At 68.7% G+C, this 14,620-nt stretch carries 13 protein-coding genes; 5 read left to right on the top strand and 8 right to left on the bottom strand.

Going from position 1 to position 14,620, the window contains the following annotated elements; all coding sequences use genetic code 11:
- Nucleotides 1–74: 74 nt before the first annotated feature.
- Nucleotides 75–317 (top strand): mycoredoxin, encoded by a 243-nt coding sequence (locus SLQ30_RS09765; RefSeq protein ID WP_319446046.1) that lies wholly within the window; start codon nucleotides 75–77, stop codon nucleotides 315–317.
- Here the strand turns inward: SLQ30_RS09765 and nudC are convergent.
- Complete coding sequence (nudC, locus tag SLQ30_RS09760) at nucleotides 314–1,240, bottom strand: NAD(+) diphosphatase (protein ID WP_319446045.1); 927 nt, start codon at nucleotides 1,238–1,240, stop codon at nucleotides 314–316. The two genes, SLQ30_RS09765 and nudC, sit on opposite strands and share 4 nt — an antisense overlap.
- Before the next feature lie 5 nt (nucleotides 1,241–1,245).
- Entirely contained in the window at nucleotides 1,246–2,340 is a 1,095-nt protein-coding gene (locus tag SLQ30_RS09755) for a potassium channel family protein (RefSeq protein WP_319446044.1), read from the bottom strand.
- 111 nt (nucleotides 2,341–2,451) lie between these two features.
- Between SLQ30_RS09755 and SLQ30_RS09750 the strand changes: the two genes are divergently transcribed.
- On the top strand, nucleotides 2,452–2,796 hold the full coding sequence (locus SLQ30_RS09750; protein WP_413467982.1) for a hypothetical protein: 345 nt from the start codon (nucleotides 2,452–2,454) through the stop codon (nucleotides 2,794–2,796).
- Here SLQ30_RS09750 and SLQ30_RS09745 read toward each other — a convergent pair.
- Together SLQ30_RS09745 and SLQ30_RS09740 are read right to left on the bottom strand one after the other, a co-directional pair.
- Complete coding sequence (locus tag SLQ30_RS09745; protein ID WP_319446042.1) at nucleotides 2,793–6,032, bottom strand: ATP-dependent DNA helicase; 3,240 nt, start codon at nucleotides 6,030–6,032, stop codon at nucleotides 2,793–2,795. The genes SLQ30_RS09750 and SLQ30_RS09745 overlap by 4 nt on opposite strands.
- Entirely contained in the window at nucleotides 6,029–9,145 is a 3,117-nt protein-coding gene (locus tag SLQ30_RS09740) for an ATP-dependent DNA helicase (RefSeq protein ID WP_319446041.1), read from the bottom strand. Before SLQ30_RS09740 ends, SLQ30_RS09745 begins: the two co-directional genes overlap by 4 nt.
- 65 nt (nucleotides 9,146–9,210) lie before the next feature.
- On the opposite strand from SLQ30_RS09740, the gene SLQ30_RS09735 reads away from it, so the two are divergent.
- Both SLQ30_RS09735 and SLQ30_RS09730 read left to right on the top strand, forming a co-directional pair.
- Nucleotides 9,211–10,005, top strand: a complete 795-nt coding sequence (locus SLQ30_RS09735) for an alpha/beta hydrolase (RefSeq protein ID WP_319446040.1) — start codon at nucleotides 9,211–9,213, stop codon at nucleotides 10,003–10,005.
- 2 nt (nucleotides 10,006–10,007) lie between these two features.
- Nucleotides 10,008–10,304, top strand: coding sequence for an MGMT family protein (locus SLQ30_RS09730; protein ID WP_319446039.1), 297 nt, complete (start codon nucleotides 10,008–10,010; stop codon nucleotides 10,302–10,304).
- A 20-nt stretch (nucleotides 10,305–10,324) separates the two neighbouring features.
- On the opposite strand, the gene SLQ30_RS09725 is transcribed toward SLQ30_RS09730, so the two are convergent.
- The 3 genes from SLQ30_RS09725 to SLQ30_RS09715 all read right to left on the bottom strand — a co-directional run bounded on the left by SLQ30_RS09725 (nucleotide 10,325) and on the right by SLQ30_RS09715 (nucleotide 13,554).
- Nucleotides 10,325–11,179, bottom strand: a complete 855-nt coding sequence (locus tag SLQ30_RS09725) for a TIGR02569 family protein (protein WP_319446038.1) — start codon at nucleotides 11,177–11,179, stop codon at nucleotides 10,325–10,327.
- A gap of 37 nt (nucleotides 11,180–11,216) precedes the next feature.
- A complete protein-coding gene (gene moeZ, locus SLQ30_RS09720; protein WP_319446037.1) occupies nucleotides 11,217–12,392 on the bottom strand; it encodes an adenylyltransferase/sulfurtransferase MoeZ in 1,176 nt (391 codons plus the stop codon).
- Nucleotides 12,393–12,516: 124 nt separating this feature from the next.
- Nucleotides 12,517–13,554, bottom strand: a complete 1,038-nt coding sequence (locus SLQ30_RS09715) for a DUF3152 domain-containing protein (RefSeq protein ID WP_319446036.1) — start codon at nucleotides 13,552–13,554, stop codon at nucleotides 12,517–12,519.
- Nucleotides 13,555–13,654: 100 nt separating this feature from the next.
- On the opposite strand from SLQ30_RS09715, the gene SLQ30_RS09710 reads away from it, so the two are divergent.
- Nucleotides 13,655–14,329, top strand: coding sequence for a TetR/AcrR family transcriptional regulator (locus tag SLQ30_RS09710; RefSeq protein ID WP_319446035.1), 675 nt, complete (start codon nucleotides 13,655–13,657; stop codon nucleotides 14,327–14,329).
- Nucleotides 14,330–14,340: 11 nt separating this feature from the next.
- Here SLQ30_RS09710 and SLQ30_RS09705 read toward each other — a convergent pair whose 3' ends face one another.
- Complete coding sequence (locus SLQ30_RS09705; protein WP_319446034.1) at nucleotides 14,341–14,589, bottom strand: DUF3107 domain-containing protein; 249 nt, start codon at nucleotides 14,587–14,589, stop codon at nucleotides 14,341–14,343.
- Nucleotides 14,590–14,620: the final 31 nt, after the last annotated feature.

Below are 14,620 nucleotides of genomic sequence, written 5' to 3'. Positions count from 1 at the left end.
TCTTGGCAGTGTCCGGCGACAAACGACGGCTGGGGACGGGGCATGTTGGGGCGGTCGGATATGTTGAACCCGCTATGAGTGACCAATTGACCATGTACACCACCTCGTGGTGTGGCTACTGCTTTCGGCTCAAGACCGCACTGAAGTCCGAAGGCATCGCCTGGACCGAGGTCGACATCGAGGCCGACCCCGCGGCTGCCGAATTCGTCGGATCCGTGAACGGGGGCAACCACGTGGTGCCCACCGTGAAGTTCGCCGACGGCTCGACGCTGACCAACCCCAGCATCAAGGCCGTGAAGGCGAAGCTCGCCAATTAGGCCGACGCCACCCAGGATTCGATGATCTCGCGCGCGATGGAGATCGATCCGGGCAGCAGCAGTCGCGACGGTGAATCACTGCTCCAGTCGCCGTCCTCCAACGCGGCCTGCACCTCGGCGCGAGTGAACCAATCCGCCTCGGCGATCTCGCCGTCGCTGAACACGAACTCCTGCTCGGGGTCCCCGATCGCGTGGAAGCCCACCATCAGGGAACGCGGAAACGGCCACGGCTGACTGCCCAGATAGCGGACGTCACTGACGGCCAGCCCGATCTCCTCGGCGACCTCCCGCACGACGCACGACTCGAACGATTCGCCGGCCTCCACGAAGCCCGCGATCAACGAGAAGAGCCGCTCCGGCCACATCGTCTGGCGCGCCAGCACCGCGCGATCGTGCCCGTCGTGAATCAGACAGATGACCGCTGGGTCTATGCGGGGGAACTCCTCGTGACCGTTCGTGGCGTTGACGCGCGACCACCCGCTCTTGAACGACTTGGTCGGCGCTCCGTCGATCGCGCTAAAACGTGCGCTGTCATGCCAATTCAGCAGCGCGGTCGCGGTTGCCACCAGCTGTGCGCTCACGTCGTCGAAGACCGGGCCGGCCCGGCGCAGGTCGAGCACCTCCGATTCGACGGCGGGATCGTCGGGGCCCTCCAGGGCGCTGCGGACCGCCCACACGTGCCTGCCGTCGTCCAGGCGGCCGAGGAACACCGCGTGCTCGTCGGGGGTCTTGGAGTGCTTGGCCGCGCTACCGAGCACCACGCTCCCCTGCGAGATCAGCACCTGATTGCGCCGGTCCACGCGCAGGAGCAGTGCATCGTCCCAACCGGCGACGGCGGCATCGGTGTCGGTGCGCAGCACGTCGGCGCGGTCGGCGCCCACCCGGGATAGCAGCGGGACGTTCCGCAGCTGGAAATCCGCCATCTAGTTCAGTGCTCCGAATCCGCGCTCTTGATGTACAGCAGTTGGTCGCCCAACTCGACGGCATCGGCCCCTGGCGAGTCGGCGCGTAGCAGTTCACCGTTGCGTACGACGCCGAGCACGATGTCGTGCAGATGCCGGGCCGAACCGCCGACCTCGCGCGGTTCGACCGCACGCTGCGCAAGCCCGAACCCGGCATCGGGGGTCAACAGGTCCTCCATGACCTCGACGACGGTTGGGGTCTTTCTGGCGATGCCAAGCAGCCGGCCTGCCGTCTCCGAGGTCACGACCGTGGTGTTGGCACCCGACTGGCGCAGCAGATGCTGATTTTCGGCTTCCCGGACCGCCGCGATGATCTGGGCGTCGGGTGCGAGTTCACGCGCCGTCAGCGTGACGAGCACCGCGGTGTCGTCGCGGTTGGTCGCGACGATGATCGCCTTGGCGTGCTGCGCGCTGGCCAGCCGCAGCACGTCGGAATCGGTCGCGCTCCCCTGCACGGTCACCAGCCCCGCGCTCTTCGCGCGCTCCAGCGCTGCTGGGTTCTCGTCGACGACGACGATCTCTGCGGGCGCGACTTCGTCACTGATCATCGCGGCGACGGCCGTCCTGCCCTTCGTCCCGTATCCCACGACGATGGTGTGGTTGCGCACGTTCTTCCTCCATCGCTGAATCTTGAGCGCCTGTCGCGACTGGGTCGTCAGCGTCTCGACGGTGGTACCGATGAGCACGATCAGGAACGCGATCCGCAACGGGGTGATCACCAGGACGTTGACCAGCCTGGCCGACGGGCTGACCGGGGTGATGTCACCGTAACCCGTCGTCGACAGCGACACCGTCGCGTAGTACAGGCAGTCCAGGAACGACAGCGGATTGTTGGGATCAGGGGCGCTCTCGATGTCGCGGTAGCCGTTGCGGTCGAAGTAGACGATCAGCACCGCGGCGAACAGCGCGGTCAGGGCGTAGACCACGCGCATGGCGATCCTGCGCGCCGGGCTGACGAACGGCTCGGGGATAGTGAGGATGTCGACCAGGTCAGCGTCCGGGCGATCCGTCAGATCTTGGTCGAGCCGGTCCAACCGCCGACGCAACCTACCCTTGGCCACGAGGGCCCATCATTCGCCTCTGGCGCAGCACAGCACAATGTAACCATGACCTCCTCCACACCATCAGGCGACAGCGTCTCCTCGGCATCGAGCCAACGGCCCGCCCAGCGCATGGGCGCCGTGCTCGTCGGTATGGGCGTCCTGCACTTCGTCGCGCCGAAGCCGTTCGACTCGATCGCGCCCACCGAACTGCCGGGCACCCCGCGGTTCTACACCTTGGCCTCGGGTGTCGGGGAGGTCGCGACGGGCGCATTGCTGCTGGCGCCCCGCACGCGTCGTCTCGGGGCGCTGGCCGCCGTGGCACTGTTCGTCGCCGTGTTCCCGGCCAACGTCAACTCCGTGCGGCTGTGGTGGAACAAGGGCTGGCCCGCCCGCATCGCGGGGATCGCCCGGCTACCCCTGCAGTACCCGATGATCACGTCCGCGCTCAAGATCTACCGCAACGCCCCGCACTAGGCGTAGTCCAAAAGCGCAGCGAGTTCGGCGGCACCGGGCAGCGCCGAGGGGGTGACGGTGCGACCACTGCGCACGTAGTGGAATGCTGCGCGCACCGCGCCGACCTGAACTCCGTGCGTCTCCGCCCAGGCCAGCCGATAGACGGCCAGCTGAATCGCGTTCTCCTGCAATGCTTCCTCGGTGGCCGGCGGATCGCCGGTCTTCCAGTCCACCACCGTGAACCCGCCGTCGGAGTCCGCGAAGACCGCATCGATGCGGCCGCGCACCACGGTGTTTCCGATCATCATGTCGAAGGGCACTTCGACGTCGGTCGGGGTACGCGCCGACCACGGCGATACGACGAACGCAGCCTGCAGGTCGGCGAGCCGGTCCGCATCCGCGCGGCGCAGCTCGCCGTCGACCGCACCAGGTAGATCCTCGAGATCGAAGAGCCGCTCCGCACGGAAGAACCGCTGTACCCAGTCGTGGAACGCCGTGCCCAACAACGCATATGGGTCGGGCCGCGCGGGAAGTCGACGCCGAAGCCGGGCGGCTGCGCCATCGGGGTCACGGCCGATGTCCACCAGCGCGCTGACGGACAGTTGCGGGGGCAGCGCGACGGGCTGGGGTGCCTTGGCGCGCTCACGTTCGGCGAGCAACGCGTCGACGTCGGCGACAAGGCCGTCGACGTCGTCGAATTCGAGGCCCACGTCATCTGCCATGGCCGCGGCCACCAGTGCCGCTCCCGCGCCGACGCCGCCACGAGTCCCACCGGCCGGGTCGACGGGCCAGCTGCGCTCGATCACTTGATTGCGCAACGGATTCAGCTCGCCGTCGGCGGGCTCGGTGGCCCACACGTCGACGACTCCGCACGGTGCGCCCGCCGCGGTCGAGGTGTCGATGACGTCCCGGATCTCGAGCAGGAAGTCCGACGGCCCGCGCGGCCGTGACTCGGTGGCGCCCCAGTGGTGGCCGGACAGGAGCAGCGTGTCCTCGGCCCGGGTGATCGCCACGTAGAGCAGCCGGCGTTCCTCGTCGATGCGACGCTGGTCGAGACTGCGCTTGTGCTCGTTGAGCTTGTCGGACAGCGCCTTTCGATCATTCACGTCCGACGTGTCGAGCACTGGTACCCCATGCTCCGACACCGTGGCGCGGTCGCCACGCAGCAGCGGAGGCAGGTCGCCTGCGTCGGTGAGCCACGACCTGCGGGCTGCCGTCGACGGGAACACCCGTCCACTCAGGTGGGGAACCGCCACGACCTGCCATTCCAGCCCCTTGGCAGCGTGCACGGTGAGGATCTGCACCCGGTCCTTCGCGACTGCGACCTCGGCGGGCGCGAGGCCATGCTCAACGTCCATGGCCGCGTCCAGAAAGGCGAGCAGGCCAGCGACCGTCGCCGCCGGACGCGCGGCGAAGTCGGCCACCACGTCGGCGAACGCGTCGAGATGCTCAGTGCCCGCCCATCCGGCCGAAACTGATTGCGCTGCACGCACTTCAGTATCGACGCCTAGCGTCCGGCGCACTTCGGCGACGAGCTCAGGCAACGGGTGGTGCAGCTGCGCGCGCAATGTGGTCAATTCCCGGCTCAGGCCGACGATCCTGGTGTGACCGAGCCGCGAGTAGCGGTCTGAGCGCCCGGGATCACAGATCGCGTCGGCCAGGCATGCGGCGTCGGCGTCACGCGCGGCAGATGCCACGACGCCTTCGGCCGAAGTCCGGTCGGCGCCGGGTCCGTCCAGTTCCCTGGCGCGGCGCCACAAGGCCGCCACGTCGGAAGCGCCCAGGCGCCAACGCGGTCCGGTGAGCACCCGTATCGCGGCCACTCCCGCCGTTGGGTCGGCGGCCAGCCGCAGCATCGCGACCACGTCGGCGACCTCGGGCATGGTCAATAGCCCGGCCACCCCGACGACCTCGACGGGGACACCACGCGCGGTGAGCGCTTCGGCCATCGGGGCCGCATCCGCGTTGCGCCGCACCAGGACTGCCGTCGTGGGAACCTGCCCACCCGATGCGCGGGCGGCTTCGTACCTGGCGGCGACGTGGTCGGCGACCCAATCACGTTCGGTCGATACGTCGGTCAACAACGCACATCGCACCTCGCCGGGCGGCGCGTCCGGTCGGGGAAGCAATTCGCGTACCGCGACCGACCGACGGCGGGCCTGCATGGACACCGCATTGGCCAGATGCAGTGTCCGGGGCGGGTTGCGCCAGCTGGTGCGCAGTTCGAGCGTGGGTGCGGGGGTACCGTCCGAAAGGCAGAAGTCGGTGGTGAACCGCGGCAGGTTGGTCGCCGAGGCGCCGCGCCAGCCGTAGATCGACTGGATGGGATCCCCAACCGCGGTCAGGGCCAGTTCGTCGTCCACTCCCCCGCCGAACAGCGACGACAGCGCGATGCGTTGGGCATGGCCGGTGTCCTGATACTCGTCCAGCAGCACCACCCGGTAGCGCTGGCGCAGCTGGGCGCCCACCGTGGGAAACCCCGAGGCAAGGCGCGCCGCCGCGGCCATCTGCAGGCCGAAGTCCATCACGTTGTCCTGCCGCATCCGGCGGTGCAGCGCGTCGACGAGCGGGATCAGCTCGGTGCGCTCGGTCTGGGCGGCCAGCACGCCGAGCAGGTCGCGGGTGGGTCCGTGGTCGCGTTGCCGGGGCCCCGCGGGCAGCGTGTGCACGAGGCGTTCTAGTTCGATCTGGGTGTCGCGCAACTGTTCGGTGTCGACCAGGTGCTCGGCGAGTTGGCCCGCGAGCCTCAGCACCATCGCGGTGAGCGCACCGGGGGTCTTCTCGGTGTGCAACTCTCCCGGGTGATCGCAGACCACGCGAAACGCCAACTGCCACAACTCGGTTTCGCTCATCAACCGGGTGGCCGGCTCGACCGGCAGGAGCAGCCCGTGCTCACGCAGCAGGGTGCCCGCGAAGGCGTGGTAGGTACCGATGGCCGGGTGCTCGTCGAAGGTGGTGTCACCGCCGGGGAGCAGGCCCGCGCCCGCGAGCCGGGCCAACCTGGTCCGTACGCGTCGCATCAGCTGACCTGCCGCCTTGCGCGTGAACGTCAGCCCGAGCACCTGACCGGGGTGCGCGTAGCCGTTGGCCACCAGCCAGACGACGCGGGCGGCCATGGTCTCCGTCTTGCCTGCGCCCGCACCCGCCACGACCACCAGCGGCCCTGGCGGCGCGGCGATCACGGCGGCTTGCTCGTCCGTTGGCGTGAACAGCCCAAGCGCATCGGCCAATTCGGCCGGGCCGTACCGGGCCGTCACGACCGACCACCGAGTGCGGCCTGGGCGGGGCACATCGCCCGCACCGGGCAGTGCACGCAGCCGTCGTTGATGCGCGCCACGAACTGCGGACCCTGACTGGCCACCGCGGCTTCCCGCACGCTGGCCCGCCAGTCCTCACAGGCCTGCGGCGTCAACGCGTCCTGATCCCTTTGCGTAGCACCGGATGCGCCGGGCTTGCCCAGGTAGACGAGGCGCCCACCGCCCGCCTCGTCGCCGTCCGGCAACAGCCCTTCGGCGATGGCCAGTTGGTACATCGCCAGCTGCGCGTGACGTTGGGCATCGTCCTTGCTGACTGGGCTCTTCCCGGTCTTGAGGTCGACGACGACCAACCTGCCCTCGGCGTCCCGCTCCAACCGGTCGACCCGCCCACGCACCCGCACGCCCGGCCCGTCGCCGTCGGGCGACAACACCCCGTCGACGTCGAGTTCCGAGCCGACCTCGGTGAATTCGTGACGCGTCTGCGCGTGCCACTGCGCGAACGTCGACAGCATGGCCCGGTGGCGTTCGAGCTCGTTGGCCGAATACCACTGCGATTCGAAAGGCAGTTCCGCCCACACCCGTTCGAGCTCGGCGTGCATCTGTTCCTCGGTGGCGCCGGGGCGGGACACCAGCGCGTGCACCAAGGATCCGAGTGCCGACCGCACGTCGCGGGCGTCGCTACCGCCGTGGCGTTCCATCAGCCAGCGCAGCGGGCAGTCGGTAAGCGTCTGCAACGTCGACGGCGACATCGTCACTACGTGATCGTCGCCCGACCAGAGCGGCTCGTCCGTGGACGATGTCGTCGCGACATGCCACTGCGCCGGACTGGCACCGGCCACGCCCGCGGCGGCCAGGCGCGCCAGTTGTGCTGCTGCACAGGCACGTACGTCTTCGGAGCCGGATTCGTCAGGCGCGCACACCAGCGCACGTAGCCGCCCCACCACCGCGGCGGGGGCAAGCACTCGTGGCGCGCGGACGGGCTCGACGTCGCTTGGGTCTGTAGCCGGCTCGGTGGCCAGCGCAGCGAGCTCGTCGCAGAATGTCGACGGCAGGTCCGCGTCGTCACCGGCGCCGTCGACCGCAGTCACCAGCACGTGCCTACGCGCCCGGCCCAGAGCCGACAAGAGCAACCGGCGTTCCTCGGCAACTAGCGGCGCCCTGGTCGACACGCCCGCCTCGGCCACGCCGTCGATGACGTCGATCAACTGCTGGGTCGCCAGCACCCCGCCACGCGGAACAGTGTTGGGCCACAAGCCTTCCTGCACCCCAGCGATCACGACGAAGTCCCATTCGCGGCCCAACGCGGCATGGGCGGACAACACCGTCACCGCGTCTGCGACCGACCGGTCGCCACGGCCCGCCGTGGGCAACACCATCGCGCGCACGTGATCGACGGCACCGGTCAGCGTGGCCCCTGTGGTCCGCGCGACGTACTGCTCGACGACGTCGAACAGCGCGGTCACGGCGTCGAGGTCGCGCCCGGCCTGCGTGCCTGCCGACCCACCGCGCTCGACGGCATTCGACAACCTGCGCTGCAAGCCGGAATGGTGCCATGCCTGCCACAACGTGAAGCGCGGGTCTTCGCCGGATGCGGCGCTGCGACGGGCGGCGCTGACCACTGCGCGCACGCGCTTCAGCGGACGAGCCAGCTGGTCCGGGAGCTCGACGGCGTCCCCCTCCAGCACGCCGACCACCAGCTCGCCGAACTCCCGTGTGCCGGCGTCGGCGCGGCGCAACGTCCGGCGCAGCTGACGAAGTGACACCGGGTCGACGCGTCCGATGGGACCGGTCAGCAGGGTCAGTGCCCGTTCGTCCGACAGCCCGCCCGACGCCACGTCGAGCACCGTCAGCAGCGCGGCGACCGTCGGGTGATCGGCCGGTGCCACGTCGGGTGATGGCTGGTCGACGGGCACCCCGGCGGCCATCAGGGCACGACCGATTGCGGCACCCGTCCGGGGCACCGAGCGCACGATGACGGCCATCTGCGACCACGGCACACCGTCGGCGAGGTGTGCGCGGCGCACCGCATCGGTGATCAACGCGGACTCGGCGTGCGGGGACGCCGCGAGCCGCACGCTGACCGATCCGGCCCGGTCGGTGGCGCTGCCAAGCGTCCGGGTGACGTCGGCCCCCGGCAGTCGACTCCCGATGCCCGTGATGGCCCGCGCCACCGCCGGCGCACAGCGATGCGACTCCGACAGCACGACGAGCGGCCCGTCGTCGCCGCGTAGCAGCGCGGGGTCTGCACCGCGATAGCCGAACACCGATTGGCTTGGGTCTCCGGCGATCACGGTGAGTTCAGCGCCGGAGGCCAGCACGCGCACCAGGCGCGCGGCCTGCGGGTCGAGCTGCTGCGCGTCGTCGACCAACAACAGCGCAAGCCGGGCTCGTTCGGCGGCGAGCAGGTCGGGGTCGGCGGCGAAGGCTTCAAGCGCTGCGCCGACGAGTTCGGCGGCACCCAGCGCGGGCACCGTCGCCTGCGGAGCCGCCATGCCGACCGACGAGCGCAACAGCATGACCTGCTCGTAGACGTGTGCGAACTGGCCTGCCGCCACCCATTCGGGCCGTCCCGCCCGCCGGCCAACGCGTTGCAGCGCAATGGGATCCACTCCCCGTTCGGCGCAGCGGGCCAGGAGATCGCGGAGTTCGGTGGCGAATCCGACCGTACTGAGCGCTGGACGCAGCTGGACGGGCCAGCTGACCGAGGCGTGGTCACCATCCTCGAGGTCACCGGCCAGCAGCTCGCGAATGATGCCGTCCTGCTCGGCTGTGGTGATCAGCCGCGGCGGAGGATCGCCGTTGCGCTGAGCCGCAAGGCGCAGGACCGCGAACGCGTAGGAATGGACGGTACGCACGAGCGGTTCGCGCACCGCGACGCGGCCTTCGCTCAGCACCGCCGCCGTGATGGCCGCCCTGGCGTTGACACCCAGCTTGGCCGAACCCGTCAGCAGCAGAACTGATTCCGGGTCGATTCCGCTGGCGACGTGGGCCGCGGCGGCGCGAATCAGCAGTGCCGACTTGCCGGTGCCTGGGCCACCGAGCACGCGTACGGTGCCCCGCAACCCCGGTCCGGCCAGTGCATCGGGCGAGAGCGCGGCGTGGGGGGCGGACATGGAAGAAATGACACCACGGGGGTCCGACAAAGAATGTCGGCGCGCAAGCTGGCAGCATCGTGGACGTGACCCGAGTTACCAGTCCGCTGAACGTAAACCGCTTCGGCCCGGCGCGGCCAGCGCAGATATTGGCCATCCACGGCTTGACCGGCCATGGCCTCCGCTGGGCGAACCTCGCTGACGACCTTCCGGAGCTCGCCATCGTCGCTCCCGACCTGTTGGGCCACGGCCGATCGTCGTGGGAGGCGCCGTGGAGCATCGATGCCAACGTCGCAGCGCTGGCTGCACTACTCGAGGCCGAAGCGACGGGTCCGGTGCTCGTCGTCGGGCATTCCTTCGGCGGTGCGATCGCGCTGAACCTCGCGGCGGCGCGGCCCGACTTGGTCGCCGAGTTGGTGCTGCTCGATCCGGCCGTCGGACTCGACGGAGGTTGGATGCGCGACATCGCCGACCAGATGCTGGGCTCTCCCGACTATCCCGATCGCGCCGAGGCCCGCGCCGAGAAGGTCGACGGGTCGTGGGGCGAGGTGGACGCCAGTGAGCTCGAACGCGACCTCGACGAACATCTGATCACCCTGCCGAATGGCCGAATGGGTTGGCGCATAAGCATTCCAGCGATGATGTCGTACTGGAGCGAGTTGGCCCGCCCGATCGCGGTGCCTGCCGTAGGCACCCCGACGACCCTGGTCCGGGCCAGCCGCACCCAGCCGCCCTACGTGTCGGATGAACTGGTGGCCCGACTGTGCGACCGGCTCGGGTCCGACTTCACCCTGCTGGACTTCGATTGCAATCACATGGTCGGGCAGGCCAAACCCGCCGAGACCGCCGCGCTGATCCGAACCAGGGTGGCCGCGAGTTAGCGATGGCCCAGGTCACCGAGGAACAGGTCGAAGCCGTCCGCGCGCTCGTCGCGTCGATACCGGCGGGCCGGGTGTCCACCTACGGCGACATCGCCGATGCGGCAGGGCTTTCCAGCCCGCGCATCGTCGGCTGGATCATGCGCACAGACTCGTCGGACCTACCGTGGCACCGGGTGATCGGCGCGTCCGGGCGGCCCGCCCCGCACCTGGCCACCAGGCAACTCGAACTGCTGCGGGCCGAAGGCGTGCTCGCACGCGACGGCCGGGTGCCGTTGCGTGAGGTGCGGCACCAGTTCTGACGCCGAGCAGACACGGCGCCCTACAGCACCAGCCGGACCAGCGCGGCCGTGCGCGCCAAACCCGGAAACGCCGCCGCCGTAGAACGTGGATGCAGCGCGTGTACCGCCAAGCGGAACATCAACGCGCGCAACAACATCTGGGGCCATTCGGGTAACGATGACCACCGCTCGACCAGGCCGTCGTCGGCCTCGCCCCAGGCCAGCGCGTCCACGACCACGACCCCGGCCGCCCACGGGGCAGGCCGCCAGTACGGCGTGATGTCGGTGATGCCTGGTGCGGCCGTACCGGCGAACAGGACGGTGCCGTAGAGATCGCCGTGCACCAGCTGACTGGGCCCCCTGGTGGGCCGACGCAACGTAGCGAGTTGGCCGATGAGTTCCACCGAGCGCGCGCCATCAGCCGAGCCGGGGGCGACGCGTGCGCCCGGTGGCAGCGCGTGCAGTGGTCGGTCCTCCCAGGCCGCACGGTCGGCGGCGATGAAGACGTCCACGTCAGACCACGGCACCCCTGGCGGCTGCGTAAGGAATCTGGGCCTTTCGAGTTTTGCGGTCGCTTCGTGCAGGCGCACCGCGGCCGAAACCACTTCGTCGTGACGAGGTTCTGGCGTTCCAGTGACGAACGTGTCGGCCCGCCAGCCCGCGACGACGTACCGTCCGTCGGTTGAGCGGACCGGTCTGGCCAGCCGAACTCCGTCGACGAAGAGCGTCTCGCGGACCTTGGCCGACCAAGCGGCGCGGGCGTGATCTCCCACCATGGACACCACGACTTCGCCGCAGCGCCAGCCACCTTCCCAACTCGAACCGAGCAGCACCGGTGTGAGACCGGTGAGGCCGAACGCCACCAGCACATGATCAGGTGGCCGGTCGACAGTCACAGAGCTCAGCCTAAGCGGTGGCCCGGCTAACAAGCGCTCAGTACATGACCATGTCGGGCTCGAGTTGTTTGGCCCACGCCACGATGCCGCCCTGCAGGTGCAGGGCGTCGGAGAATCCGGCCTTCTTCACCGCGACCAGGGCCTCGGCGGAGCGCACGCCCGTCTTGCAGTACAGGACCGGCGTGCGGTCGTGAGGCAGCTTCGCCAATCCGTCGCCCAACTCGAGCGTCGACTTGGGGATCAACTCGGCGCCGTCGATGTGGTTGATGTCCCACTCCACGGGCTCACGGACGTCGATGAGCGCGACTTTCCGGCCGGCATCCAGCATGTCGCGCAACTCGCGCGGAGTGATCGTCGAATCCACGGCCGCTTCGGCGGCAGCGTCGGACACCACGCCGCAGAACGCGTCGTAGTCGATGAGCTCCGTGATCTTCGGAGTCGACGGATCCTTGCGAATCTTGATGGTGCGGTAGGTCATGTCGAGCGCGTCGTAGACCATCAGGCGCCCCAGCAGTGGATCGCCGATGCCGGTGATCAACTTGATGGCCTCGGTGCCCATCACCGACGCGATCGAAGCGCACAGAATGCCCAGCACCCCGCCCTCGGCGCACGACGGCACCATTCCCGGCGGCGGCGGTTCGGGATACAAGTCGCGGTAGTTGAGGCCGAGCCCGTCGGGTGCGTCCTCCCAAAAGACCGACACCTGGCCCTCGAACCGGTAGATGGAGCCCCACACGTAGGGCTTGCCAGCCAGCACGGCGGCGTCGTTCACCAGGTAACGCGTCGCGAAGTTGTCGGTGCCGTCGAGAATCAGGTCGTACTGCTCGAACAGTTCCACGGCGTTGTCGGGTTCGAGGCGCACCTCGTGCAACTGGACGTCGACCAGCGGATTGATCTCCTTGATCGAGTCGCGTGCGCTCTCGGCCTTGCTGCGGCCGATGTCGGACTGACCATGGATGATCTGGCGCTGCAGGTTGGATTCGTCGACGACGTCGAACTCGACGATTCCGATGGTCCCCACCCCCGCAGCGGCCAGGTATAGCAGCGTCGGCGAACCCAGTCCACCTGCACCGATGACCAGCACGCGCGCGTTCTTGAGCCGCTTCTGCCCGTCCACCCCCAGGTCGGGAATGATCAGGTGGCGGCTGTAGCGGGCAACCTCTTCGCGCGTGAGTGAGCCGGCGGGCTCGACCAATGGCGGTAACGGTGACACCGGTTCGCTCCTCGATTGTGGATCTTCACGTCAACGGCCCGGCCTCGACCACACCAGGCCAGTGGTTCAACGGTAATCGTCGCGCATAGCTTCCCCGTCGGGACCGGGCGGAAGACGGCCTTGCTCAGGCGATCGGGTACGGCCACGAGTTGACGCGGCAGGTCTTGCCGTCCGGCTTGACCGACTCGGGGTCGAACCTGGCGTCGTCGTCGTTGCTGGTGGAGAACGTTTGCTGCATCATCACCGGAGCGAGCGCCCCGTTCTCGCCGCACGGCTCGTGCTCTCGGTAACCGATGGCGTGCCCGACCTCGTGGTTGATCAGGTACTGACGGTAGGAACCGATGTCCCCCTGGAACGGCACCGCGCCGCGCACCCAGCGGGCCTCGTTGACGAACACCCGGGATTGGTCGCCGTCGTAGGCGGGGTTGTAACACGATGATTCGAGCGGGATGTCGTAGCCGCATCCCTCGCGCACCGTCATCGGTGACGTCAGTGAGACGCGGAAGTCCGGTTGGCCCTGCGTGGCAGGGTCGTCGACGCGGGTGAACGCGAACTGCGGGTTGTGCGTCCAACTCTTGGGATTGGACAGCGTCTCGCTGACCATTCGCGCAAAGGCTTCGTCGCCGCCGAACGCGGTGGTGTCGACCCCGTCCTCCACCTCGACCGTGTACCTGAACGACGACGTGGTGCCCTGTCCGATCTTGGGTGACGTACCGGGCACGATGTGCCAGGTCTTGGCGCCGTTCTCGGTGATGGGCCCGCCGTCCGGGAGAATGCCGGTGGGCAGGTTGGCGTCGAATTGCGTCATGCCCTTCGGGGGCGCCCCGACGATCGCTGTGCTTGGCGCACCGATGGTCGGCGGCCCCTGAATCGGTGCGGCCGCATCGACGGGGTGCGAAACCCCGGTGCCGGTGAACGTTTGGTACAGCACCAGGCCCGTGATCACGACGAGCACCGGCAAGGCGTACGCGCGCCAGCCATAGGTGGATACGAAACGGCCAAGCCCGGTCTGCTTGCGAAACTGGCGCCTGTCGTCGCGGTTGGCCCGTAACCGGCCCTCGTCCTCCGCCAGCGGGTCGCGCTGCGCGCGTAGCGGCTCGCGCCATTCGTTGCGCAGCACCGGCGCGCGGTTCCCCCCACGGCGCCCCGGGTCGTAGGTCACCGGTCCAGAATGGCATAGACCGCAGCGTGGACCGGTCCTGACGCGCCACCGGGCCTGTCGATGGCGCGCACCCACAGACGCGAGTAGTACTGTCAAAACGATGAGCGAGCTAGCCAATACCGCCGAGCGGAGGGGTCCGAAAACCTCCAACGGTGACGCGGCTCCAAGTAACAACCGACGGGGAAATCGGCTGCCCCGAGACGAGCGCCGCGGGCAGTTGCTTGCCGCGGCCAGCGAGGTGTTCGTCGACCGCGGCTACCACGCGGCGGGCATGGACGAGATCGCCGACCGTGCAGGTGTCAGTAAACCCGTTTTGTACCAACACTTCTCATCGAAGCTCGAGCTGTATCTGGCGGTGCTGCAACGCCACGTCGACAACTTGGTGTCCGGGGTGCGCCAGGCCCTGCGGACGACCACCGACAACCGGCAGCGGCTGCGCGCCGCGGTGGGTGCCTTCTTCGACTTCATCGAGCACGACGGCCAGGGCTATCGACTCATCTTCGAGAACGACTACGTCACCGAGCCGCAGGTTTCCGCGCAGGTGAAGGTCGCCACCGAGTCGTGCACGGATGCGGTGTTCGAACTCATCAGCAGCGATTCTGGGCTGGAGGCCCACCGCGCCAGGATGATTGCCGTGGGGCTGGTGTCCACCAGCGTCGACTGCGCCAGGTACTGGCTCAACAACGAGCGCCCGATCACCAAGGAAGACGCGATCGAGGGCACGGTGCAGTTCGCCTGGGGCGGCCTGTCACACGTGCCGCTCGCGCGGTCTTAGCCGACTCCGCGTTACCCGGTCTTTGCCGACGACGCGCTGACCCCGAAGCCGACGCGACGTCCGTCGGCCGCTCCGATCTCGACGTAGGCGATGCGGATGGCCTGCACCAGGAACCGACGGCCCTTGTCGTCGTTGAGCGCCAGCACGCCTGAATCCTTGCTCAACGCGTCGGTGATCGCGGCCTCAACCTCGGCGGGTGTCTGCGCGCTGTTGAAGACCAGCTCTCGGGGACTGTCGGTGATGCCGATCTTGACCTCCACGCTGTGCACCCCTTTCGGTTCGTGTGCGATG

It is taken from the genome of Mycobacterium sp. RTGN4 (genome assembly GCF_033804635.1).
GTDB lineage: Bacteria > Actinomycetota > Actinomycetes > Mycobacteriales > Mycobacteriaceae > Mycobacterium.
The sequence above is the reverse complement of the archived record's forward strand: the minus strand, read 5'-3'. Positions and strand labels throughout refer to the sequence as shown.

Coding starts and splice junctions, on each gene's coding strand:
- SLQ30_RS09765 (WP_319446046.1), top strand. CDS start 75: ATGAGTGACCAATTGACCATGTACACCACCTCGTGGTGTGGCTACTGC.
- SLQ30_RS09750 (WP_413467982.1), top strand. CDS start 2,452: ATGGGCGCCGTGCTCGTCGGTATGGGCGTCCTGCACTTCGTCGCGCCG.
- nudC (WP_319446045.1), bottom strand. CDS start 1,240: ATGGCGGATTTCCAGCTGCGGAACGTCCCGCTGCTATCCCGGGTGGGC.
- SLQ30_RS09710 (WP_319446035.1), top strand. CDS start 13,655: ATGAGCGAGCTAGCCAATACCGCCGAGCGGAGGGGTCCGAAAACCTCC.
- SLQ30_RS09730 (WP_319446039.1), top strand. CDS start 10,008: ATGGCCCAGGTCACCGAGGAACAGGTCGAAGCCGTCCGCGCGCTCGTC.
- SLQ30_RS09740 (WP_319446041.1), bottom strand. CDS start 9,145: ATGTCCGCCCCCCACGCCGCGCTCTCGCCCGATGCACTGGCCGGACCG.